This is a genomic window from Paeniclostridium hominis, assembly GCF_014306135.1.
Taxonomy (GTDB): Bacteria; Bacillota; Clostridia; order Peptostreptococcales; family Peptostreptococcaceae; genus Paraclostridium; species Paraclostridium hominis.
The window spans coordinates 85,946-109,746 of the sequence record NZ_JACRWD010000005.1 but is presented as its reverse complement, the minus strand read 5'-3'; the positions used below and the strand labels follow the sequence as shown (position 1 = coordinate 109,746).

Below are 23,801 nucleotides of genomic sequence, written 5' to 3'. Positions count from 1 at the left end.
TTGGAGGTTTTAATGGATTTAATTAAAGACAATGAATTTATGAAAAAACTAGATGCTGATATAGAATCACTAAGTAGAACTTTATACTTAGATAATCCTGATTTATGGCTAGATTTTTTAGAAAAATCTTCTGATAAAAATTTTGATGAAATGTCACTATACTTTGCAGCTAAATATAATTTTATATCTATAATAAAATATGCTGTAGAAGTAAATAAATTTGACTTAGATTCCACTTCTAAAAACAAGGCTTTTTCTTCTGTAAAAAAACATCTAATAGATGTTGCTCATTCAGAAAAAGCTTCTGACATTTTATCTTACTTAACTGGTGAAGAATATACAGAAGAGGTAGAGAAATCTAATAAAAAAATAAATTTAGTTGATGCTAATAAATATAAATCTGTTACTAACTATTCTGGGGCTTCTTATAATTGTCCTCATTGTAACTTAAATGTATTTGAATTTGGATATAAAGTATTAATATCTTCAACTTGCTCTTATTCTCCTAGTGATAGAAAAATAGTTAGATCTAATCCAATGGAACTAGATACTATTATTTGTGCTAGTTGCAATAAGGAAATAGAAGATGTTACTCCTAAAAAATTAGAGGATATACTAAATATAGAAAATTGTGTAAATTGTGGATCACACATACCTACATCAGGAGTTTTAAAAGAGGTTTCTGTAAGTTTTAATAAAGATAATGGTAAGTTTGAAGATGGAGGTTCTACATATTGTTGCAAACCTTGTAGAAAATCACTAGAAAAACCTCAACTAGAATATTTTAATTTAATATAATTTGTAATTTCCCCGGAAATTATATATAAAAAACCACTCTTTTTATCGAAATTAAAGAGTGGTTTTTATTATCTTGGTTTTATTATTTTTCTAATCCTTTGTTCATAGTAATCTATAAATAAAGTATAAACATAATCATATATCAAAAATGCAAATTGAAATACTAATATAGTAAATATATTTATAGGAATATATATTATACCTTTAATCATAAAATACAAACTTAATATACTTAAATTAGCATAAACTAATTTAAGTAATATGTCTATATAAAAAGGTCTGTCTTTTTCAACTAAATACTTAATCAATCCGTAAATTCCAAATGTAAAAATATATATTAACCATTGAGCTTTATTAGGAAGTACTAAAAAACTTAATACAGATGATGCTATATAAAATAATATTCCTAATTTAAATCCATATTCCATTATTACTATTGATATCAAAAATGAAGCTAATCCCATAAAAAACACAGTATTAATAGGTATGATATTTGATAATAGTAATAAAATAATATTTAAAGCTAATAGTATTCCTGTATATGCTATTTTCTTACTCATATTTAATCACCCTTAACAACAAGTTATGAAATCTCCTCCAAAGCATTCACAAACTGTGTCTAAACACCATAATTGAGTACAAACTTCACAGAAATCATCTCCACAGCAACAACAATCATCGCAACAACAGCAACAACAACCACCTAAATCACTATGTCTTCTCCTATTATATTGTCTAGCTCTTCTATCATAATCATCATAGTAACGATTATATCTTATTAAAGCGTCTTCATATTCTTTATTTTCTGGACTTAAAGAGACAGCCTTTTTTAAATATTCTTCACCTTGATCATAATATCCTAGGTTCAATGATGCAATTCCCATTAAATAAAACCATTTAGCACTACTTTTATCAGATATAGAAGATAATAAATCATAGGCTTTATTAAATTCTTTATTATCAATAAAATTTTTAGCTAAATTAAACTTTTCATTATAAGTAGGATTACTGTACATTAACTTCACACCCTTTATTTAATATATTTTTATATCTAAGGTAAACTCCTGAGTAGATTATATTTTCTATTATGTTTATATTAAACTTTATATGTAAATTATCTATAGACTGTGCTAAATGTCCTAAGCTTATAGATATAAGTTTATCTACTCTTTTTCTTAGTTCTTCTTTTTTGTTAGCATATTCAATAAAAGGATTGTATCTTCCTTTTTTAATATCCCTATCTAAATCTTCATATGCATCTAACATATATATATACTTTCCTATATTAAACCCTATAATTCTCAAATCATGTTCATACTTATCATTTTTATAAGCAAAAATTTCACCCATAAGGTTTCCAAAAGTATTTGAAACTGCATCTATATCAGTACTATTACTTTCTTCTAAATTTTGTAATACTAATAATTGATTTTTTATATAATCAGCCTTTTCAGGATATTTTTCATAAGCTTTTTTTAACTTTCCTTTATATATATTGTAAGCTAAAATATCCTTTATACCTTTATCATCATGTAAATTATCTTCTAACTTATAATAAGTCAAAAGAACATTCATACTAGCTGCATATTCAGTTATTTCATTTACAATTCTTGCCTTCTTTTTTATTGGATTTGCTATACATACTTCCTGAGTTATAGTAGATTTTGGCCTATAAACAGAAGTTAAAAGAAGTATTAAAAATGTTATATCATAATTTAATGATAGCCTTGAAATTTCTCCATGGTTTTGTTTTAGATATTTACATAAACCACAATAATAACCTTTATAGACATCAAATTCTCTAAAGGTTAAGTCCATCTTATTTATTCTAACATATCCAAACATACTTATCCTTTCTTGTATAAATGCAATTATATTTATAATATATAAACTATTATTTATTATAAATATATTATCTTTTTCTTTATATAATATACATTTTTTATCATTATATCAATCGTTATATAATAGTATTCAAATTAATTTAATATATATTAATTCTCTGTATCTATTATAACTCTATATCAAAATCTAACTTCCTACTTAATAATAAAAAAAGCTATAGAAATCAAACTATTAATTCCTATAGCTTCTATTTTAAATATAAAAACTAATCTACTAAATTTTCTTGTAATTTCCCTAAAAAGTCTTGAACATTAGTAACCATAGTAGTAACTTCTAAACTACCTCTATCTCTTAACTTATTAACAGCAAATTCAGATATATCAATAGTATAGAAATTAACAGGTCTAACTTTACCATCAACGACTCTATAAGAAGGAGTCATATTACCAACAGCTATTGAATGAAGTTGAGTCGCTAAACAAACTACAGTTGTAGCTTTTCTGACATGACTTCTCATAGCATCTTGAGCTTCATAGACATTTCCATATACTATTGGAAGTGGACCATCATCTCTTATAGATCCTCCTAAAACTATTGGCACATTATTTTTTATACAAGCATGTATTATACCATCTTTTATATTTTCATTTTCTATTAACTTTTCTATTGATCCAGCTCTTCTAGCTTTATTTAATAAATCTAAGTGATGATAATGTCCATCTTTTATTGATTCTTGAGTATACACATGTTGACCTAATGCAGTACCGAATATACCTGCTTCTAAATCATGAGTTGCTACTGCATTTCCGCCTAAAAATGCATCAACGTAACCATTATCTATTAAAGATGCCATAGCATCTCTTGCACCTTTTGAAAATACAGCCGCCGGACCTAACACCCAAACTATGTATCCATTTTCTTTTTCATATCTTAATAAATCATACATATTTTCATAGTCTTTAGTATATGAAGTCTCTCTTGATCTACCTGATCTAAAAGCAAAAACATCACCCTTTGCTTCCTCTTCGCTTTGGAATCCATTTGGGTATAAGTATATTCCATCTACTGCATCTTCAGTTCTTCCTACAATTACTTTATCCCCTACTTTAAGTCTTCTAAATTCTACAACTTCAATTTTATTATCAGTTGTTATTACAGGTACACAGTCCATTCTACTTTCTTCAGCCAATATCCATTTTCCATTTACTTTAAAATATTCTGGATAAATTGACATCGCGTGATAATTATCTGGTGCTACCCCATCTTTTTCAACTACTCCATAATTTGCATCTGGAGCATTAATAAATCTTTCCTGTGTGAAATCTGGTTCTCTGTACTCTCTTAATTTAAAAGTCATCTCTAAAACCCTCCATAATAAAATAGTATATCCTTAATTTAACCTCTTTGAGATAATTATATCACTAATTTGTTATGATGCGTCTATTTCAAAGAAAACGTTAAATTTTCTTCATCATATTCCCCCTGATTAGATAATTCTAATTCTTCTAATATCACACTAATAACATCCTTATTTAAAAATAAATTTCCATTTAAATTAATTAATTTTAAATTTCTATCTTTATATTTATTCTTAATATAATCTGTAAGATTATCTTCAACAATTATATTAAAATTTTTGTCCAAATATACTTTAAAAAGCCAAGTCATAGCCTTATTATCTAAACTGCTTACTATATAATCTAATACTACATATGTATCTTCATTTTCTTTTATTAGCATAAATTCAGGTGCATTTTTTATTAAATTGTTTATTAAAGTATCAAACTTACTCATATTTAAGTCCTCCTATATTGTAATATACATCATTTTATCAAATGTTAATAACCAATGTTCAATTTTTCATACTATATTTCTATAAACTCAATACTTGAATTTATTATATCTTTATCGTTTATTTTCAATTTTGCCATTGTAGTTGGTAATTTAAATCTTTTTGGTCCTACTGACCCTGGATTAATATATAGTATTCCATCTTTTTTGTAAGTTTCATTTTTATGTGAATGGCCATATATAACTATATTTACTCCAAGTTTTTTTAAACTATCTTTAATAGTCTTTATATCATGAACTATAAATATTTTTGCGCCTCCTATATCGACTATACTACTTTCTTTAACATCATTAAATTCACCCTTTTTATCACAATTACCTTTTATATATTCCACTTTAGATATATCTTTTAAATCTTTTATTACTTCTATCTTACCTATATCTCCTGCATGAATTATCAAATCACAATCTTTTAAATTATCTTTTACTTCTTTTCTTAACAATCCATGGGTATCTGAAATTATTCCTAATATCATAAATTTCACCATCCTATAAATATACCCCTTACCATTTTGGTAAGGGGTATATTTTAATCTCTAAAATTATATACTAAATTTAATAAATCTAAAAATATATTTATAAAGTCTAAGTATAAATTAAGTACATGCATTGATAAATCTTTACTATCATTTATATCTCCACTAACTATTTCATATTTTATTAAACTTACATCATATAGTATATATCCACAGAATATTACTACACTAAATACTGAAACTAATATATTAAACGTTTTAAATCCAATAAATATAGATACTATACTTAAAAGTATTAAAATTACTAATCCAATTAATAATATATTTCCTAGTCTTAAATATTTATCGCTATTTTCTTTTTTAGCTACCATAGATAAAATAAAAAATATTAAAGCTGTAACTAATAAAATTATTATTACTGTCTGGCTACCTAGCCCACTTATATACATTTGAAGTATTGGATATAATAATATTCCATTTATAAAAGTAAATAAATATACCCAGTTCATACTAAATCGATCTGGTATAATTTCCTTTCTTGATAGTAAACATAAAATTAATAATCCTAAAACCACAAATATAAATATAAAATTAGCTACCATAACTACACTCTCTGGAATAAATGCCTTTCCAAATGCATAGCCTACAAAACAAAATAATATTGATATAGCTAAGTATTTAAACACTTCAGCCATTGGATTAAACTCTGTTTTATTCACCTTAATTCACTTCCCTTATAGTTTGTAAAATAATTATAACTTTTTTATACCCAAATAAAGTTAAATTATAGTTACAAATTTAAGGCTATTTCAGTAAATTCAAATAACGTTCATATCCTTCTTCTTTCATTTTATTCTTAGGTATAAATCTAAGGGCTGCTGAGTTTATACAATATCTAAGTCCACCCTCTTCTTTTGGCCCATCATCAAATACATGCCCTAAATGTGAATTTGCCTTTGTACTTCTAACCTCTGTCCTATACATTCCATGAGAGAAGTCACTTTTTTCTCTTAAAACATTTTTACTTATAGGTTTTGTAAAGCTTGGCCATCCACATCCTGAATCAAATTTATCTTTAGATGTAAACAATACTTCTCCACTTACTACATCTACATATATACCTTCTTCTTTATTATCCCAATATTCGTTATTAAAAGCTGGCTCTGTTTTATCATTTTGAGTAACTTCAAATTGTATAGGACTTAATTTACTTTTAAGATTTTCTCTATTTTTATTATTTTTATCCCAATGAGTTTTTATAAAGTCATATCTTCCAGATCCTTTATAATACATTTCATAATGTATAGGTTCTTTTTTATAATAATCTTGATGATATTCTTCAGCTATATAAAAAGTTTGCGCAGGTAATATTTTAGTAACTATTGGATTTTCAAATAAATTACTTTCCTCTAATTCTTTTTTAGATTTTAATGCTAACTCTTTTTGTATGTCATCATGATAGAAAATAGCAGTTTTATATCTATTTCCCCTATCATTAAATTGTCCTCCTGTATCAGTTGGATCTATTTGTTTCCAAAATATATTTAGTAAGTCTTCATAATTTACAAGTTCATCATCATAAGTCAATTGTATAGCTTCTAAATGTCCTGTTATTTCTTGACAAACTTTTTCGTAGTTAGGGTTTTCGTCTTCTCCACCAGTATATCCAGCTACTATCTTTTCAATTCCTTCGTAATTACTAAATGGTTTGAACATACACCAAAAGCATCCTCCAGCAAAAGTTGCTAACTTTTTCATAAAAGACCCTCCTCACTTTTACATTTTTATTATTTTCCTTTTTATTTATAATTCTATTTATTCCCTTTTGCTTTAAATACTAACCTTGTAAAAATCATATTTTTACAATTATCAATTATCTTCTTATAAACAATAACTAAAAATTTCAAACTACTATTTATAGTATTTTCATACGGGTAATCTCCTGATTATAAATATATAGTTTGTATATCTCATAATGTGGTATTATAATATATGAATTTAATTAACCTTGTTTATGGAGGTGTTATTTTGAACGATAAATACATTGTATATTTTATTAGCCGAACAAAAGCTAATATGATTAAATTTATAGATACTAAATTAAAAAAGAATAACTTAAATGATTTAATTCCAACTCACGGTAATATTCTCACAGCACTTTATGAAAGTGATGGTAGATTAACGATGAAAGAAATTGCCAAGAAAATTGGTAAAGATAAATCTACTGTTACAGCTTTAGTTAATAAGCTAATTAGCTTAGGTTATATAAAAAAAGAGAAATGTGATATAGATAGAAGAGTAACTTATATAAGCTTAACAAATAAAGCTTTTGATATAAAAGATACGTTTGATTTTATTTCCTCACAAGTAAAAGAAACTGCTTATACAGGTTTAACTGAAGAGGAGAAAAAAGAATTTTTAAGATTACTTAGAAAAATAAGTACAAATTTTAAAAATGCAAATGATGAACTTAAATAATTTTATATTTTTATCTATTAGATTAATAATTGTAAATTATTAGATTTACTTATATAACATATAGTTTTATATATTGATTAAAACGTAAATTCCAATAAAAACAATTATTAATCTTTTTCAATTTTATTTAATAAATTTTTAATGTTTCTGAATATAGTTTTTTAATGCTCCTATCATTCCACTATCATTTTGATTTTTTGCAAATTTTATGCTTGTGTTTTCTAAAATTTCAGTTACTACCTTTTCTTTTAAGTGTTTATATAACCTTTCTTTTATATACTCCTCTTGTTCCATTATCCCTCCACCTAAAATTACAACTTCAGGATTTATTATGTATATAATATTAGCTATTCCTATAGCTAAGTTTTCTAACATATTATCAATTTCCTCAATGCAAATATCATCTCCACATTTTGCTAACTCAAATATCTCTTCTCCAGATATTTTTCTATTTTTTAATTTTGATACTCTATTTACTAAAGAACTTGTAGTCGCAATTTTACTAAACCTAGAGTCTTTTATATGCATATATCCTAATTCCCCAGCACTATTGGTAAATCCATTTAAAATCTTATTGTCAACTATTATACACCCTCCTATACCTGTGCCTACTGTTATGCATACACTTGATGAAGTATTTTTCGCTTCGCCTATAAAACTTTCAGCAATACCTACACAGTTTACATCATTTTCTACTTCACAATTTATATTAAACTCTTTTTCTAATTCTTCTTTAAGATTTAAACCTGAATAGTTAGGTATTAATGTAGCAGATATTATCTTCCCCTTTTTACTATCAACTATACCAGCACTTGATATACAAATTCCCTTTACATCATAATCTTTTTTACAACTTCTGATTATATTTTTTATATTATCTAATATATGTTGATTTTCGTTTATTGTTGGATTCTTACCTTTTGATAAAAATTTGCCTTCTTGAGTTAACACTCCATACTTTATATATGTTCCACCTATATCTAAACAAATGTATTTACTCATATACTCCCCCTTAACATATCATTAATTTTAACTATCAGTTTATTTTAATAAACTTACTTATTTTACAAATAAATATATTTATAATTTTATTCTATACATTAAAACTTATTTCCTTTTTATTAAATTCATAAAACTTATTTTTACTATCAATTTAAAAATTCAGAAATTTTATAATATATTTCTTTTGTATTGTAAATATAAATTAAAATAAATATTTATATATTGTTAGTTTTTTTACTATTTACAAATTTATACATTAGGAATATAATTAAAGTGTTCAGTACATCTTTAATGTTTGAACATTGTGTGATAGATTACATATCATACTCCTGACTTTGTTTTATTTTATTTGTTTTGTTGAGATATCTTACATTTAATAGTAAATATGTAAGAAATAAATGTTCAGCTTTGAACTATAGTGTAAAGATATAATAAAAGAAGGTATCTTAAATTAAGATACCTTCTTTTATTATATCTTTATCAACTTATCCATTACTATCCATTAAATAAAATATCTAAACTATAATCATAAAAACAACTATTATAGCACTACCTGTGTAATACTTCCCTTACTATCTTCAATAGTTATAATATCTAAATTTTTATAAGTTTTAGCTAACCATTTTATCTCCCTCATAATTAAATTAACTTCTTGGGAAGATAGATTTCCTATAAAATATTGTTCTCTTTCTTTTGCATGATTTTTATCTGACAACCAACTTCTAACAAAAGTAAATGCAAATGTATTTGGTATGTTACTTACATTCGCTCTTTTAGACTTTATAGATTTAGCAACAATTTTCATAAAGTACCTCCATATGTAGATTGATTCATACTAGATTATATTTATTACTACTTACTAATATACTTAATAATGAAAATTTACAAATGGAAAATCAATATTAACAAAGTACTTTAAAGTTTTTTATAATAAAAAAGAGATATCTTTTGATTAGATATCTCTTTTTTAAATCTTAATTTAGTTATCTAAGAACATTTTTAAATCGTCTTCAACATTAGTTATTCCACCAATTCCAAAGTTTTCAACTAAAACTTTAGCAACATTTGGAGATAAGAATGCTGGTAATGTAGGTCCTAAATGTATATTCTTAACGCCTAAGTATAATAGTGATAATAATACTATTACAGCTTTTTGTTCATACCAAGCTATGTTAAATGCTATTGGTAATTCATTTATATCTTCTAATTCAAATACTTCTTTAAGTTTTAATGCTATTAATGCTAATGAGTAAGAGTCATTACATTGACCTGCATCTAAAACTCTAGGTATTCCGTTTATATCACCTAATGGTAATTTATTGTATTTGTATTTAGCACATCCAGCAGTTAATATTACTGTATCTTTTGGTAGAGCTTTAGCAAATTCTGTATAGTAATTTCTTGATTTAGCTCTTCCGTCACATCCTGCCATAACGAAGAATTTCTTTATAGCTCCAGTTTTAACCGCTTCAACAACTTTATCTGCAAGTGCGAAAACTTGATTATGTGCAAATCCACCTATTATTTCTCCAGTTTCTATTTCTTTAGGAGCTTCACATTTTTTAGCTTGTTCTATTATAACTGAGAAGTCTTTATCAGATTCTGAGTTTCCTGTTATATGAGTACATCCAGCATATCCAGCTGCTCCAGTTGTATATAGTCTATCTTTATAGCTATCCTTTGGAGGTACTATACAGTTTGTAGTCATCAATATTGGCCCATTAAAGCTTTCAAATTCTTCTTTTTGTTTCCACCAAGCATTTCCGTAGTTTCCTGCAAAGTGAGAATACTTTTTAAATGCTGGGTAGTAATGTGCTGGTAACATTTCAGAGTGAGTATATACATCTACTCCAGTTCCTTCAGTTTGTTTTAATAATAACTCTAAGTCTTTTAAGTCATGTCCTGATACTAATATACCTGGATTTTTTCTAACACCTATATTAACTTTAGTTACTTCTGGATGTCCATAAGTTCCTGTATTTGCACTATCAAGTAAAGCCATAGCATCTACTCCAACTTTACCTGTTTCTAAAGTTAAAGCTATTAACTGATCTACAGTTAAAGTATCATCTAATGTTTTAGCTAATGTACTTTGCATAAATGCATTTACTTCTTCGCTATCATATCCTAATGCATTAGCATGTTTCATGTATGCTGACATACCTTTTAATCCATATATTATAAGTTCTCTTAAACTTCTTATATCTTCATCTTTAGTTGCTAAGACTCCAACCTTAGTAGATTTTTCATCTAATATAGCATCTATTGCTACTTGTTCTTCTCCGCTTCCTAGTATAGCATTCTTTAATTTAGCTAATACAAAAACCTTAGCATCCATTTCTTCATTGCTTGATGCATTCCATAATGCTGCTTCTGATAAATTTTCTTTATTGTTTAAAGTAGCTAATAACTCTTCTTTAGTTGCTAAAGTTTGTTTTACTCTTTCATAGAATATTGCATCATCAAAGTTAGCATTTGTTATAGTTGTAAATAAGTTTATAGTTATTAAGTGATTTACTTGTCCATCTACTTTTTTACCTTCGCTTCTAAGTCTTGTAGTAACTTCTGATAATCCTTTTGTTGTATATATTAAAAGGTCTTGCATTCTTGCTAAATCTGGTGACTTTCCGCAAACACCAAATTTAGTACATCCTGTGCAACCTGCTGTTTCTTGACATTGAAAACAAAACATTTTATTTTCCATAATATTTCCTCCAGTTTTTCGTATTTATCTTATGTACTCATTATATATACAAATAAAAAAAAAGAACGTAACCTAAGTTACGTTTTTATACTTTTTATATATAAGTGTATTTATTTCGTCCACTTTCTTTAGACATGTAAAGTGCTTTATCTGCTAAAGCTATAGACTTTCTAAGGTTTTCCTTTGAATATACTGTAGTAATCCCCATACTTAAAGTAATATAATCATCTACTTTAGAATATTCATGTTTAATTTTTTCATTCGCTACATTTTCTTTTATTCTTTGAGCTAAAGCAATAGCTTCTTCCTTAATAGTATTTTTAAGTACAACGCAAAATTCTTCTCCACCATACCTAAACACAATATCATTTCTACGACAGCTACTTTTTAGAACTCTTGATATACATTTTAATACTTCATCACCTTTTTGATGCCCATAATTGTCATTATATAATTTAAAATAATCAACATCTATCATTAAAACCGTTAGAGGAAAATCCCCCTTCCTCGCTTTTATTTTATATGATTCAAGATACCTTCTATTGTATGTATTGCATAAAGCATCTCTCATAGAGTCTGTTTTTGACTTTCTCATCTTTTCATATATAAATATAACTACGGCTATAAGAATTAAATCAATAAGTATAAATAATACTACTGTTTTTTTCATAGCGCCGATATTGCTTTGTTCTAAAATTTTATTATTTAAATGAAAGTCATACTGTTTATCATTTATATCTAGTATCTCTTGATCTTTATTATAAAATTCTTGTAATAATTCATTATATTTTTCTTTATCTCCGAGTCTTTTATATATTTCAATTCTTTCTCTAATTGAAAATTGAGCAATAAATGTATCTCCTTCTTTTTGAGCATATTCTTCAAGTTTATCAAAATATTTTATAGCTTTTTCTACTTCACCAATTTTTTCATAATACATAGCATATGCTCTAGTTTTAAACATATTATTTTCAGTATAATATACTTCATTATTTTTATTTTTTAACTTGTTTATCTCATTAAAATAATAATCTACCTTATCCAGATTATTTCTATATATATCTCTTATAATTAAGTCAGAATAATATATAATTAATAAATCATCTCTATGCTCTTTTGGTGAATCATATATGTAATCTTCTACTTTTTCAAGTATTGAACTGTATTCTTCAGTATTTCCAATTTGTAAATATATCTCTGCTAGATTTAGCAGTGAATATGTTTTTACACGCGCATTATCTCCATCAATTTTACCTTTTGATGTTAGAATTTTCACTAATATTTCTGCACTTTTTAAATACTCACCAATTTGCCTATAAGCAATCGCAGTATTCATCTCTACCTTATATTTATTTATCTTACTTACATATTTATCAGCTTTTTCATACATTAGTAATGCACTAACTGTTTCTCCTTGAAGTGTATTTATAACTCCTAGGTAATTTAAAACATCAAATTTATCATCTTTACTTAAAGTTTTAAATTTATGCTTATCATTTAAAATGTACTCTAATTTTTTTTCTGCTAAATCATAATTCCCCTTTTGTATTTGTAATTTTGCTTTATTTATTGTATCTCTTTCCATAGATTCAAGTTTACTAAGGTCAATTACTCTATGACCTAATAAACATATAATTACAAAAAATGTAAATATAACTAAATATAGTATCTTTTTATTAGATTTCATATATCACCTCACTAGGACTTTTAATTGTAAATATCCTATTGATTTAAAATTTTCATCCTAATTTCCTTTTTTTAATATATTTATAAATATATCTGCTATATTCGGATCAAATTGTTTCCCTCTACATTTTTCAATTTCCTCTATAGCTTCCTCTTTAGTTTTTACTTTATTGTATCCCCTATCTGTTATCATAGCATCATATGAGTCTACTACATTTACAATCCTAGCCATTATAGGTATTTCTTCACCCTTCAATCCTAAAGGGTACCCTCCTCCATCATATCTTTCATGATGAGTTAAAACCCCTCTAGCTACATTAGATAATTCATTTGATGCCTGAAGTATTCGATATCCTTTTTCTGTGTGAGTCTTTATTTCTTCGAATTCTTCTTCGCTAAGCTTTCCTTTTTTTAATAAAACAGTTTCACTAATTCCAATTTTGCCTATATCGTGAAGTTTCGTAACTAATTCAAGTTCATCTAATTGAGCAGTTGTAAATTCCAAATATTTTCCTATTTCCATAGAATATTTGACTAACCTTTGGGTGTGTGCTTGTGTTTCAACATTTTTTTCATGTAAAGATTGGCATAATGAAAATATTATAGAACTTCTGATACTTTTTTCTTTTAAAAATTTTTGCCTGTGCAATTTTTCTTCTGCTTCTTTTAGATTTTCATATATATCATCATTCAAAGCATTTTTTATAGATGCACCTAGTGATATGCTCATTTCAATTAAATTAAATTGATTTTTTTTACATTCATTAGTAATATTATTAATTATTTTTTCACATTTAGATTCATCACAATTGGGAATAAGAATTACAAATTCATCCCCGCCCCATCTAAATATAAAGTCATTTTTACTTACTATAGATTTAAGCATTTTTGCAATTTCTGCTAAAAATTTATCTCCTTCTAAATAACCAAATGTATCATTTACTATTTTTAATCCATTTACATCTCCCACTATAATACCAATCGGCATATATTTACTATTATTTAGTTCTTCCTTTTTTTTCTCAAAATAAGCTCTATTATATACCCCTGTTAAATTATCTATGTATATACTTTTTCTAAGTTTCTCTTTAAGTTCGACTTTTTCAGTAATATCACTTGCTAATCCTAAGATTCCCAAAACTTGTCCATCTTCATTTGTAACTGAAGTTTTAGTAATTTCTTCTATTTTTAAATTCCCATGAGAATCAGTTATTCTTCTTTCATATACTTTAATTTTTTTATTTTTTATTATTTCTTCATCTTCAGATAGAATACTACCTTCAAAATCATTTTTTACTATCATACTTTCTATATCTGATTTATTATTTCCTTTATCATTAAAACCATTTCCCTTATAAAATATAAATCCCGGTATAGTATTTATTATTGTACGAAGCACATTTTCCCTTTCTTCATAATATTTTTGCTTGTGCTTTATATTAGTTATATCTATAAGGATTCCTATAATTCCTAATACCTCTTCATTTTCATCAAAAAAAGGTTTCATGTAACATTTAGTTATTTTATTGCCTATAGAAATTTCAAACCAACATAAATCCTTATTTTCTATAACCCTATCTATTGTGTCATAGCACAATTTCTGACTAGAACATTTATTACAAATAATTTTGCAATTCTCTTTTTTATTTTTAAAATTTATTTTATATAATTTATTAAACTCATAATTTGTATATTTAGTATTTTTTCCTAAGTCTTTTATCCATATAGGAAACGGTATGTTATTTAAAACTTGATCCATATCCCAATTTTTCATAATATTCCTCCTATAATGTGATCTATTACATATTTACGTAACCCGGAGTATTATTCACTATCTTTATTTTAACATAATTTTAAATTACATATATATCTAAGTCTCTTAATTGCATTCAGTTTAATACTTTTTAATAAAATAATTTACGATTTATAAATTTTCATACACAAATTGATTAAATTTAAATTTCACATATTAATTGTTTAATCATAAATGTTTTAATATCATTTTTTCCTAATTTAAATACATTAAAATATGAATATATAATAAATATGATATCTGAATTTTATATAAAAAATAATAAAAAAGACTATTTTAAAATAGTCTTTTTTATTATTTTTTATAATTTCTAAGTATGTAAATTTACATTAATGATTGTTCCTTACCACAAGCCTTACATTTTTGCATCTCAAAAATATAAGTTTCATTATTTTCATTTATATTTTGGTATGTTACTATAGTATGTTTTCTTTCTTTTTCACAAATATTACAAAATACTGTTTCTTTTAACTTTCTAGTTTTTAAAACTTCCATCTAAATAAACACCCTTTCCTCAATAAATTTTACTTATAATAAATTATTGAGATTATGTTATTAATTTATACCTATATTATTCATATAAATTAGTTTTTACCAAAATAATTCAATACTATTATTTTTTTAAAATTGTTTTCCATATCATGTTCATTATTTTTAAGATAATAATCTTAATCTATTTAAACGAATTTCTAACTATGTAATTATATACTGCACCTATTTTTCCAGAATCATTTTTATATTTGCATACTCCCACATTCCATTTATTTACTAAACTGTTAAATCGTCCAGTTTCCTTAATTAACTCTATAGATAATTTATTTAGTTCTAATTTTATATCATTTATAAATTTAGGTTCATTACTTATTCCTCCCCCAATTAAAATGACTTCTGGATCTATAACAAACCCAATATTATATATACAAATAGCTAATCTCCTTATCCATCTTCTATATATATTTAGAACTTCTTCATCTTTATTTTTTATCATATTAAAAACATCAATGCCGTCTAAGTTTTTATAATTGATTCTTTTTTTGTCAGCAATTTCTTTGATAAGAGTGATTGTAGATGTATCTCTATTTAAAGTTTTTAATCTGTATTTATCATATAAATTATCAATAATCATATATCCAAATTCTCCAGAAAAATAGTTATTTCCCTTAACTAATTTATTATTTATATACAAAGCCCCACCTATACCAGTTCCAATTGTAATACATATAAAATTTTCACATTCCATTGCATTTCCAATCCACTTTTCAGCCAATAATGCACAATTTGCATCATTTTCAACTTCAACATTTATTCCTAGTTCATTTATTAATATATCTTTTATATTTAATCTATCTAAAGCTCTTATAGATCCTCCATCTTTAATATATCCATTTTCTGAATCTATACATCCAGGTAAGCTAAGTCCTATTCCATCTATACGTTCAAATTCATTAACTATAAGTTTAATAATTTTTATAAGTTTTGATAAATCGTATTTGGGTGTTTTTATATAATCTTTCCCTCTTTCAACTTCTGTTCCATGTTCATTATATAAACTATATTTAATATATGTTCCTCCTATATCAATCCCTAAATAATTTCTCAATTTATTCCACCCCCAAAACTTGTTGTTTGATACAATTAATTTTAGTATATATATTTATAAATATCTATTCTAAGCTAAGTTCAATCAGTATATAATTTTTTATTATTTAGCTGTATACTGTTTATATAATTATATTTTTTGAAAGGAGTTTTAATTTCTATGAAAGATTTCAAATTAAAAAATCAATTCATAATATCAACTTATATAGTTGTTTTAGCTTTTTTGCTTTTAAATATAAAATCTATTGGAAATATATTAATTCAATCAATTTCTGTATTAAAACCCTTTATAATAGGTATAGCGATTGCATTTTTAATAAATATACCTATGAAATTTTTTGAAATTAAGTTAATAAGTCCAATTTTAAAAAAGTCAAAGCTTAAAGATACTAAAACAATATCTAGAATTTTATCTTTAATACTTACATTAATAATACTTTTTATATTTATTAGTGCTTTTGTTAATTTTGTTGTTCCTCAATTAATTAAGAGTACTTCAAGTTTGGTAAGTAAAGTTCCTCAATATATAGATTCTTTACAAACTTATATTCCAAACTATTTATCTCATATAAATATATCAAGTAGTATGCATTCTAGTCTTTTATCTGGAGTTGAAAAAGTTTCAAATTTTGTTATTAAATTTGCAAATTATTTTATATCAAATATATTATCAATTACATTTGGTGTTACATCTGCTATAACAAACTTTGTTATAGGATTTATAATTGCAATTTATATTCTTTTAAGTAAAGAAAAGCTTCTAATTCAATGTAAAAAAGCTGCATATGCATTTTTAAGTGAATCTTATGCTAAGAAACTTATAGAAGTATCTCATCTTGTATCTTTTAAATTCTCAAGATTCATAGCTGGCCAATGTATGGATGGAGTGATTCTTGGAACACTATGTTTTATAGGTATGACTATTTTTGATATGCCTTATGCTATACTTGTAAGTTGCATAATAGCGATAGCGGATTTAATACCTATATTCGGTACGTTTATAGGAAGTGCTATAGCTGCTTTCATTATATTTATGGTAAAACCTATAACTGCCCTATACTTTATAATAATGATTGTTATAATTCAACAAATTGAAGGTAACTTAGTTTATCCTTTTGTTGTTGGTAATTCTATAGGATTATCTTCATTTTGGATATTAGTTCCTATATTTATCGGTTCTTCTACATTCGGAGTTCTAGGAATTTTAATAGGTGTTCCTCTTTTTAGTGTAATTTATACACTAGCTTCAAGACATATAAATAAAAAGCTTAAAGAAAAAAATATACATTTATAAAACAAGAAAAGTCAGATCTATTTATATTAGATCTGATTTTTCTTGTTTTATATTTAATATTATCTTCTCTTTGTATTTTTCAGCAATTTCTAGTATCATATTTAACTCGTCTACTTTTAACATATACATTACTCCTAAATAAACTATTCCTCCTACTGAAATTGATATACCTAAATTAATTATTTTTATATTTATTAAATTAGCTAAATTATTATAAATAAACAGTACAATAAAACTCATTATCACAACAGAGATTAATGACTTTATCAGAGTGGAAAAAATCTTATCCTGACCAAAATAACCAGCTTTCCTGTATAAACTTATAAACAGTGTAATTATGCATATTATAGATGATATACTTGTTGCTAAAGTTAATCCGACATATCCAAAACTCTTTGAAAAATATATATCCATAACTATATTTAAAGCAACAGCTATAATACCATTTATCATAGGAGTTTTAGTATCTTTTAGTGAATAAAATATCTTACTTAAGATGTCCCTAAGTGAATATGCTATCATACCTATTGAATATCCTGATAAAGCTAATGCTGTCATTTGAGTTGCATTATTATCAAACATCCCTCTTTCAAATAACATACTTACTATAGGTTTTGATAATATTATAGACCCGGCAGATATTGGTAATATAAATATTATTACTAAGTTTATACTTTTAGTTATTATACTTACAAATCCTTCTTTATTTTTATCAACTAATAACTTGGATAAACTTGGATATATTACAGATGTTAATGATACTGTAAAAATTCCCATTATGAAACTATTTAGTTTATTTGCATAGTTTAGTGCTGCTACACTCTCTACTCCAAAACCAGTTGCCATACTATTATCTACTGCAGTATTAATTTGATTTACAGCAACTCCAATTAAAATTGGAGCTAATAAAATCATCATTTTTATTAAATATTTATCCTTTAGATCTATTTTAAATTTATATCTATATCCTTTTTTATATGCATATATTAATTGGATAAGAAACTTTGATATAAGTCCAATCGTAGTTCCTATAACCATTACATATGGGCTAGTTTTTATACTTAAAAACATAGAAATTATTACTATAATATTAAATGGCAAGCTCACTATAGATGGTACTACAAACTCTTCATTTATATTTAAAAATGCAGTTATAACTCCAGATATTCCTGTAAAAAATCCTCCAATCATTAATATCTGAGTAAAATTAACTGCTATTTTAAATTGATTTCCTTTAAGTCCCATAGCAAATATTTTCACTAAAACATCTGGGAAAATCATACCAAATAAAGTTATAAACAAGCTAACGACTATTGTTATATTAAATATATTATTTAAAAAACTTTTAGCTCTTTCTTCTCCATCTTTATCTTTTATCTCATAGTGCATAGGTATAAATGTAGTCATTATACATGTTCCGACTAAAGCAAATATTATATCTGGAATATTTGATATAGCCAGGTATATCCCACCATAACCCTTTACTCCATATAATGAACTTAAAGTTATATCTCTACCAAAACCAATTACTTTGCAAATTAACCCTAAAATCATTATTAATGCAGTATTTTTAGCTATCTTACTCATCTGATTTCTCCTTATAAAAATTTTATAAGTTTAAAATATCAATTAGTATTTTTATATTCAATATAAATTGCGTGTTTGGTAGCTTTTACTGCATAGTTGGTAATGGTATTAGTATTTTTACGATAAATTTTTCATCATCATATTTTATATCAACTTCTCCATCATAACTATAAATAGTTCTTTTTACATTCTCTAATCCAATTCCATGAGTTAATTTATCTTCTTTATCTGTTATTAAATTACCACCTTTAATTTCAATTTCATTGCACTTACTATTTTCTATTTTCATTACAAAAAAATTTTCATTTATATACGAACCTTTTAAACTTATATATTTGTCTCCCTGTAATTTATCACAGGCTTCTATAGCATTATCTATTAAGTTCGAAAATATAGTACATACGTCATTAACTTTAATAAAGTCGCACTTTTTAAATTCTATGTATGCATTAAATTTAATTTCTTTTTCTAAACAAATTTCTTTTTTTTCATTAAGAATGATATCTAAGATTAAGTTTCCTGTATTAAAACAACTTTCGCAATTTTCTATTTTCGTATTTATTTCTGTTATATACTCATTAAGATTCTCACTTGTATTAGATAAGTTTTTCATACATGACATATGATTTTTCATATCATGATACATTTGTCTTACTCTATCTTGATTTTCTTTTACCTTCATGTAGTACTTATACTCCATCTCCATTTTTTCTTTCATAAGCTTATTTTCTATATAAATACGATTATCTCTTGTTATTTTCCTAAAAAGGAATATCATTAATATATTAGAAAGTATCATTAATATTCCCATGAAAAAGACTGAAAAATCATTTATAAAATCGGCTCCTGATATTTTATTAGTTTTATTAACTAAAACTATTGCTAAGCTAAGTATATTAACACATATAGGAAAAAATATTGCTATAAAGTGCTTTTTATTTATGTATTTATATGATTTAAAGTATTTATAAAGTAATGAAGTAGCTATAAATATAAGAACTGAAAAAGTCATTATTTCTAAGCTTGAAAAATAATTATATGAATTAGTTTTAATTCCACTTAAGTTACGAGTTCTTAAAATTATGGCTAATCCCATTGTTTTTAATGTAACTATTAATATCCAAAATATAGATGTAATAATAACTGATTTAAATAAGGTTTCTGTATAATTGGTTTTATAAAATAAAAATCCTGCAATTATATAAACTAATGGTTTTAACGAATTAGTAGATAATACACTAACTAATACACATACTAAAAAGGTAATAAATCTTATTTTTTTTGATGTTTTTTGATTACTCATATAATCTATTAAAATTTTAAAACATAACCATTCTATAGTTGTTAAGCTTAAACTTGTTATTAGTGCAATGAAAGTTTTATTTATAATCATAATTTATCTCCTAAAAAACTAGTAAATTGAATTTTTAACTCTTTCATTTTATGTCTGCTCACTTGTATCTCATATTCTTCTAAAAAAACACTATCTTGTCCTATTTTATTTATATATTCTAAATTTATTAAAAAGCTATTATGGCATCTAAAAAATGTCGATACTTCTAAATATTTCTCTAGTTTGCTTATTCCCATATTAGACCTATAGCTTTTTTCCTTTGTATGTATTAATGTATTCCTATTATCTGTTTCAATATATACAATAGATCCTATATCTATTTTATTTACTTCTCCTTTATAAGTAACAACTATACTAGGTCTTTTCTGATTTTCTATCTCTTTTATACAAAGATTTAACTGTGTTTTAAAACTATTAAAATCAATAGGCTTTATAATATATCTATATGCTCTTACTTCATATCCTTCTTGAACATAGTCCCAAATTCCAGTTATAAAAATAATTTCAACATTATTATCGAAAGTTCTTATTTTTTTCGCTGCATCCATCCCATTTACTTCTTCCATTTGTATATCAAGAAATAATATATCAAGTTTTTGCGGATAATTGGCTATTAACTCCTCTCCACTTTTAAATTCAAATATCTCGTAATTTCTATTTAAAAGTGACCTATCTATATAATTTTTAACCAATTCTCTTTGTAATTGGTCATCTTCACATAAGGCTATCTTAAGCATATTAATTCTCCTTATCAATTTCAAGTTTTAATATATTTTATCATAATAATAAAATAAACCATATATTATGAATTTAACATATGGTTTATTCTATATACATTAAAATATAACAAATTTATGATTTTCATAGTCAGTAAATACAACTACTAGTACTATACTATTTGTTTTTGTTTTTTCAAAATAAATCTTTTATAAGTTATATATTTTATAAAATAAAAAAACCTACTTTATAAGTAAGTTTTTTGTAATCTAAAACTTTACTTTAAAAATAGGTTTTTATTTATAAATTTAATTACAATTTTTTTCTTTATATATTTTAGTCATGTAAAAATAGAATGGTATTGCTACTAGTAATCCACCTAATCCCCAAACAATTTTCATAGGATCACTCATTCCAGCTTCTATTAATAACCAGACACTTATTGCTACTGCAAATATAGGAATAAAAGCTCCTCCTGGTATTTTAAACTTAACTTCTTTATCTTTATATTTTTTTCTAAAAACTAATACAGATATACAAGTAGGTATATATTGTATAAATCTAGATATAACACTTATTTGTAATAAGAATTTAAATGAGCCTGACCAAGCTATTAAAAGTGTTCCAACAACAGTAATTATTATAGCTATATATGGAACCCCTTTTTTGTTATTTTTAGCTATACACTTAGGAACTAATCCTTGTTCTGCTAATGCAACCCCTGATCTTGGAGTAAGGAAAGATGCTGCTATATTTATACCTCCAACAGAAATCACAGTTCCTATTGTTATTATATAAACGCCTATATTACCAACCATCGATTTTGCTGCATCTGCAACTGGTGTAGCTGCTCCACTTAAATCTGATCCTAATATACCTACACTTATTGCTAATACAAATATATATACTATAGATACTATTGCCATTACTGTCATCAATGCTTTCGGAACGTTTTCCTTAGGATTTTGCATATCCTTGGCTGCAACTGCTAAAGATTCAAATCCTGTAAATGCATAAAATAACGATATAGATGCTGCCACAAATGCAGTAGTTGTAGCTTCACCTTTTGGCACTATTACAAATGGTGTAAAATTATTACCTTTTATAAAGAATATACCAGCTGCTATAAAAAATATTAATGGAACAAGTTTTCCAACTGTTATTATATCATTTAAAACTTTAGATGCTTCAACACCCATTATATTTACAATTCCAAGTCCAATTAAAACTACACCTATTATAACATTTTTAGTAAATGGATCTGCCGCTTGTGGCCAAACTGTAGAAATAGTTATAGCAAAGAAGTTTGCCATTGCTGCCCAAGCTATCATTCCTATAGCCCATTTCATAAATCCAACTTCAAATCCTACAAAATCACCAAATGCTTCTTTAGCATAAAGATAAGGTCCTCCATTTTCATCAAACCAACTACCTGCTTCTGCAAAGCAAAGAGCTATAGATATTGCAAGTACCATACAAAATACTAGTACTACTATACTTGCAGGTCCTATCATTTTATATGCTTCTCCTGGTAACCCAAATATACCAGAACCTATAATTGAGTTAATACCTAAAAGAACAATACTCCAAAATCCTAATTTTTTACTATCTCCCATAGTGTTCCTCCATAAATTTATTATATTATTTACTTAGTTGCTTCATCTACTAATGCTTGGAATAACTTTTGCATTATAGGATAATCTCTAGTCATCATTTCTGGATGCCATTGAACTCCTATTACAAAATCTTCTCCTTCTTTTTCTATAGCTTCAATTACTCCGTCTTTAGATAATGCTGAAACTATATAACCATTAGCTATTTTATTTGCAGCTAAGTGGTGGAAACTATTTACATGGATTTCTTTTTCACCTAAAATTTTATATAATTTGGTACCTTCTTTTATAATTGCTGTATGTGTAGATACATTGGATAAATGTCCCTGATTGTGTTTTATATAACATCCATCTATTAAAGATAAATCTTGATATAAACTACCTCCACCAAATACATTTATAACTTGTTCTCCTCTACATATTCCTAAAATAGGTTTTTTCATTTCTAATGCATATTTTAATAACTTAAAATCATAAGTATCTCTCTTAGGTAAAATCCCACCTAATTTTTGGTGAGGTTCTTCTCCCCAATTTAATGGATTTATGTCATGGCCTCCAGATAATATAAGTCCATCTATATTTTCTACCTGTTCTTTTATTAATTCATCATCATAAACCATTGGTATTATATAAGGAACTGCCTTGCACATTGCTACAGATTGTACGTAATCATTATTAACATATGCTCTTTCATATCCAGGGAACATTCCTCCTTCATCAATTATTAAACTTCCTGTAATTCCTATTATTGGCTTTCTGTTGCTTTTCATAGCTAAATGCACTCCAATCATTATATAAAATTTACGTTTAATAAATAAGGATTAGATATATCTAATCTTTATTTATAATTAACTATAATAGCAACTATTATGCCAATACTAAAACTTCAAATTTATTTTATTTTAAAAATTTAAATATATATGCTTATACAGTAGCATTTTTAACATATTTACTAAATTTAAAATGCAAACGTTTCACGTGAAA

23 protein-coding genes are annotated in these 23,801 nt (G+C 25.3%); 3 read left to right on the top strand and 20 right to left on the bottom strand.

Going from position 1 to position 23,801, the window contains the following annotated elements; genetic code table 11:
* Positions 1 to 12: 12 nt before the first annotated feature.
* Positions 13 to 798: a hypothetical protein gene (locus H8891_RS11910; protein ID WP_187006624.1), complete on the top strand. Its 786-nt coding sequence runs from the start codon at positions 13 to 15 to the stop codon at positions 796 to 798.
* 68 nt (positions 799 to 866) lie between these two features.
* On the opposite strand, the gene H8891_RS11905 is transcribed toward H8891_RS11910, so the two are convergent.
* The 8 genes from H8891_RS11905 to msrB all read right to left on the bottom strand — a co-directional run bounded on the left by H8891_RS11905 (position 867) and on the right by msrB (position 6,728).
* Positions 867 to 1,358, bottom strand: coding sequence for a hypothetical protein (locus tag H8891_RS11905; RefSeq protein ID WP_187006623.1), 492 nt, complete (start codon positions 1,356 to 1,358; stop codon positions 867 to 869).
* A gap of 12 nt (positions 1,359 to 1,370) precedes the next feature.
* Positions 1,371 to 1,814, bottom strand: a complete 444-nt coding sequence (locus H8891_RS11900) for a tetratricopeptide repeat protein (RefSeq protein WP_187006622.1) — start codon at positions 1,812 to 1,814, stop codon at positions 1,371 to 1,373.
* Positions 1,804 to 2,643 carry a DUF5685 family protein gene (locus tag H8891_RS11895; protein ID WP_187006621.1) on the bottom strand — a complete coding sequence of 280 codons (840 nt, stop codon included), beginning with the start codon at positions 2,641 to 2,643 and terminating at the stop codon, positions 1,804 to 1,806. The genes H8891_RS11900 and H8891_RS11895 overlap by 11 nt, the downstream gene beginning before the upstream one ends.
* 265 nt (positions 2,644 to 2,908) lie before the next feature.
* The gene (locus tag H8891_RS11890) at positions 2,909 to 4,000 is read right to left on the bottom strand and encodes a putative NPN-dependent ornithine cyclodeaminase (RefSeq protein ID WP_147547293.1); all 1,092 of its coding nucleotides are present in this window, start codon (positions 3,998 to 4,000) and stop codon (positions 2,909 to 2,911) included.
* Positions 4,001 to 4,083: 83 nt separating this feature from the next.
* A complete protein-coding gene (locus H8891_RS11885; RefSeq protein WP_187006620.1) occupies positions 4,084 to 4,437 on the bottom strand; it encodes a hypothetical protein in 354 nt (117 codons plus the stop codon).
* A gap of 71 nt (positions 4,438 to 4,508) precedes the next feature.
* Positions 4,509 to 4,970 (bottom strand): metallophosphoesterase family protein, encoded by a 462-nt coding sequence (locus H8891_RS11880; protein ID WP_187006619.1) that lies wholly within the window; start codon positions 4,968 to 4,970, stop codon positions 4,509 to 4,511.
* 53 nt (positions 4,971 to 5,023) lie between these two features.
* Positions 5,024 to 5,689, bottom strand: a complete 666-nt coding sequence (locus H8891_RS11875) for a Bax inhibitor-1 family protein (protein WP_187006618.1) — start codon at positions 5,687 to 5,689, stop codon at positions 5,024 to 5,026.
* Between the two features lie 85 nt (positions 5,690 to 5,774).
* Entirely contained in the window at positions 5,775 to 6,728 is a 954-nt protein-coding gene (gene msrB, locus H8891_RS11870) for a peptide-methionine (R)-S-oxide reductase MsrB (protein ID WP_187006617.1), read from the bottom strand.
* Between the two features lie 270 nt (positions 6,729 to 6,998).
* Between msrB and H8891_RS11865 the strand changes: the two genes are divergently transcribed.
* Positions 6,999 to 7,448: a MarR family winged helix-turn-helix transcriptional regulator gene (locus tag H8891_RS11865; RefSeq protein WP_187006616.1), complete on the top strand. Its 450-nt coding sequence runs from the start codon at positions 6,999 to 7,001 to the stop codon at positions 7,446 to 7,448.
* A gap of 138 nt (positions 7,449 to 7,586) precedes the next feature.
* Here the strand turns inward: H8891_RS11865 and H8891_RS11860 are convergent, their stop codons facing one another.
* From H8891_RS11860 to H8891_RS11830, 7 genes are all read right to left on the bottom strand, one after another.
* Positions 7,587 to 8,450 (bottom strand): ROK family protein, encoded by an 864-nt coding sequence (locus H8891_RS11860; RefSeq protein WP_187006615.1) that lies wholly within the window; start codon positions 8,448 to 8,450, stop codon positions 7,587 to 7,589.
* Positions 8,451 to 8,991: 541 nt separating this feature from the next.
* Positions 8,992 to 9,255, bottom strand: a complete 264-nt coding sequence (locus H8891_RS11855; protein WP_187006614.1) for a hypothetical protein — start codon at positions 9,253 to 9,255, stop codon at positions 8,992 to 8,994.
* A 174-nt stretch (positions 9,256 to 9,429) separates the two neighbouring features.
* On the bottom strand, positions 9,430 to 11,154 hold the full coding sequence (gene hcp / locus H8891_RS11850; RefSeq protein WP_187006613.1) for a hydroxylamine reductase: 1,725 nt from the start codon (positions 11,152 to 11,154) through the stop codon (positions 9,430 to 9,432).
* Positions 11,155 to 11,248: 94 nt separating this feature from the next.
* Positions 11,249 to 12,841 carry a GGDEF domain-containing protein gene (locus H8891_RS11845; RefSeq protein WP_187006612.1) on the bottom strand — a complete coding sequence of 531 codons (1,593 nt, stop codon included), beginning with the start codon at positions 12,839 to 12,841 and terminating at the stop codon, positions 11,249 to 11,251.
* Positions 12,842 to 12,898: 57 nt separating this feature from the next.
* On the bottom strand, positions 12,899 to 14,614 hold the full coding sequence (locus H8891_RS11840; RefSeq protein WP_187006611.1) for a sensor domain-containing diguanylate cyclase/phosphohydrolase: 1,716 nt from the start codon (positions 14,612 to 14,614) through the stop codon (positions 12,899 to 12,901).
* A gap of 363 nt (positions 14,615 to 14,977) precedes the next feature.
* A complete protein-coding gene (locus H8891_RS11835; RefSeq protein ID WP_187006610.1) occupies positions 14,978 to 15,148 on the bottom strand; it encodes a hypothetical protein in 171 nt (56 codons plus the stop codon).
* A gap of 178 nt (positions 15,149 to 15,326) precedes the next feature.
* The gene (locus H8891_RS11830) at positions 15,327 to 16,253 is read right to left on the bottom strand and encodes an ROK family protein (protein WP_187006609.1); all 927 of its coding nucleotides are present in this window, start codon (positions 16,251 to 16,253) and stop codon (positions 15,327 to 15,329) included.
* Positions 16,254 to 16,412: 159 nt separating this feature from the next.
* On the opposite strand from H8891_RS11830, the gene H8891_RS11825 reads away from it, so the two are divergent.
* A complete protein-coding gene (locus H8891_RS11825; protein WP_187006608.1) occupies positions 16,413 to 17,546 on the top strand; it encodes an AI-2E family transporter in 1,134 nt (377 codons plus the stop codon).
* Between the two features lie 21 nt (positions 17,547 to 17,567).
* On the opposite strand, the gene murJ is transcribed toward H8891_RS11825, so the two are convergent.
* From murJ to H8891_RS11800, 5 genes are all read right to left on the bottom strand, one after another.
* Entirely contained in the window at positions 17,568 to 19,133 is a 1,566-nt protein-coding gene (gene murJ, locus H8891_RS11820; RefSeq protein WP_187006607.1) for a murein biosynthesis integral membrane protein MurJ, read from the bottom strand.
* 85 nt (positions 19,134 to 19,218) lie between these two features.
* Positions 19,219 to 20,526: a sensor histidine kinase gene (locus tag H8891_RS11815; RefSeq protein WP_187006606.1), complete on the bottom strand. Its 1,308-nt coding sequence runs from the start codon at positions 20,524 to 20,526 to the stop codon at positions 19,219 to 19,221.
* Positions 20,523 to 21,224, bottom strand: a complete 702-nt coding sequence (locus H8891_RS11810; RefSeq protein WP_187006605.1) for a LytR/AlgR family response regulator transcription factor — start codon at positions 21,222 to 21,224, stop codon at positions 20,523 to 20,525. Before H8891_RS11810 ends, H8891_RS11815 begins: the two co-directional genes overlap by 4 nt.
* 288 nt (positions 21,225 to 21,512) lie before the next feature.
* The gene (locus tag H8891_RS11805) at positions 21,513 to 22,820 is read right to left on the bottom strand and encodes an APC family permease (RefSeq protein WP_187006604.1); all 1,308 of its coding nucleotides are present in this window, start codon (positions 22,818 to 22,820) and stop codon (positions 21,513 to 21,515) included.
* A 29-nt stretch (positions 22,821 to 22,849) separates the two neighbouring features.
* A complete protein-coding gene (locus H8891_RS11800; protein WP_147547328.1) occupies positions 22,850 to 23,587 on the bottom strand; it encodes a gamma-glutamyl-gamma-aminobutyrate hydrolase family protein in 738 nt (245 codons plus the stop codon).
* Positions 23,588 to 23,801 lie beyond the last annotated feature (214 nt).

Coding starts and splice junctions, on each gene's coding strand:
- H8891_RS11910 (WP_187006624.1), top strand. CDS start 13: ATGGATTTAATTAAAGACAATGAATTTATGAAAAAACTAGATGCTGAT.
- H8891_RS11905 (WP_187006623.1), bottom strand. CDS start 1,358: ATGAGTAAGAAAATAGCATATACAGGAATACTATTAGCTTTAAATATT.
- H8891_RS11900 (WP_187006622.1), bottom strand. CDS start 1,814: ATGTACAGTAATCCTACTTATAATGAAAAGTTTAATTTAGCTAAAAAT.
- H8891_RS11895 (WP_187006621.1), bottom strand. CDS start 2,643: ATGTTTGGATATGTTAGAATAAATAAGATGGACTTAACCTTTAGAGAA.
- H8891_RS11890 (WP_147547293.1), bottom strand. CDS start 4,000: ATGACTTTTAAATTAAGAGAGTACAGAGAACCAGATTTCACACAGGAA.
- H8891_RS11885 (WP_187006620.1), bottom strand. CDS start 4,437: ATGAGTAAGTTTGATACTTTAATAAACAATTTAATAAAAAATGCACCT.
- H8891_RS11880 (WP_187006619.1), bottom strand. CDS start 4,970: ATGATATTAGGAATAATTTCAGATACCCATGGATTGTTAAGAAAAGAA.
- msrB (WP_187006617.1), bottom strand. CDS start 6,728: ATGAAAAAGTTAGCAACTTTTGCTGGAGGATGCTTTTGGTGTATGTTC.
- H8891_RS11860 (WP_187006615.1), bottom strand. CDS start 8,450: ATGAGTAAATACATTTGTTTAGATATAGGTGGAACATATATAAAGTAT.
- H8891_RS11855 (WP_187006614.1), bottom strand. CDS start 9,255: ATGAAAATTGTTGCTAAATCTATAAAGTCTAAAAGAGCGAATGTAAGT.
- hcp (WP_187006613.1), bottom strand. CDS start 11,154: ATGGAAAATAAAATGTTTTGTTTTCAATGTCAAGAAACAGCAGGTTGC.
- H8891_RS11845 (WP_187006612.1), bottom strand. CDS start 12,841: ATGAAATCTAATAAAAAGATACTATATTTAGTTATATTTACATTTTTT.
- H8891_RS11840 (WP_187006611.1), bottom strand. CDS start 14,614: ATGAAAAATTGGGATATGGATCAAGTTTTAAATAACATACCGTTTCCT.
- H8891_RS11835 (WP_187006610.1), bottom strand. CDS start 15,148: ATGGAAGTTTTAAAAACTAGAAAGTTAAAAGAAACAGTATTTTGTAAT.
- H8891_RS11825 (WP_187006608.1), top strand. CDS start 16,413: ATGAAAGATTTCAAATTAAAAAATCAATTCATAATATCAACTTATATA.
- murJ (WP_187006607.1), bottom strand. CDS start 19,133: ATGAGTAAGATAGCTAAAAATACTGCATTAATAATGATTTTAGGGTTA.
- H8891_RS11815 (WP_187006606.1), bottom strand. CDS start 20,526: ATGATTATAAATAAAACTTTCATTGCACTAATAACAAGTTTAAGCTTA.
- H8891_RS11810 (WP_187006605.1), bottom strand. CDS start 21,224: ATGCTTAAGATAGCCTTATGTGAAGATGACCAATTACAAAGAGAATTG.
- H8891_RS11805 (WP_187006604.1), bottom strand. CDS start 22,820: ATGGGAGATAGTAAAAAATTAGGATTTTGGAGTATTGTTCTTTTAGGT.
- H8891_RS11800 (WP_147547328.1), bottom strand. CDS start 23,587: ATGAAAAGCAACAGAAAGCCAATAATAGGAATTACAGGAAGTTTAATA.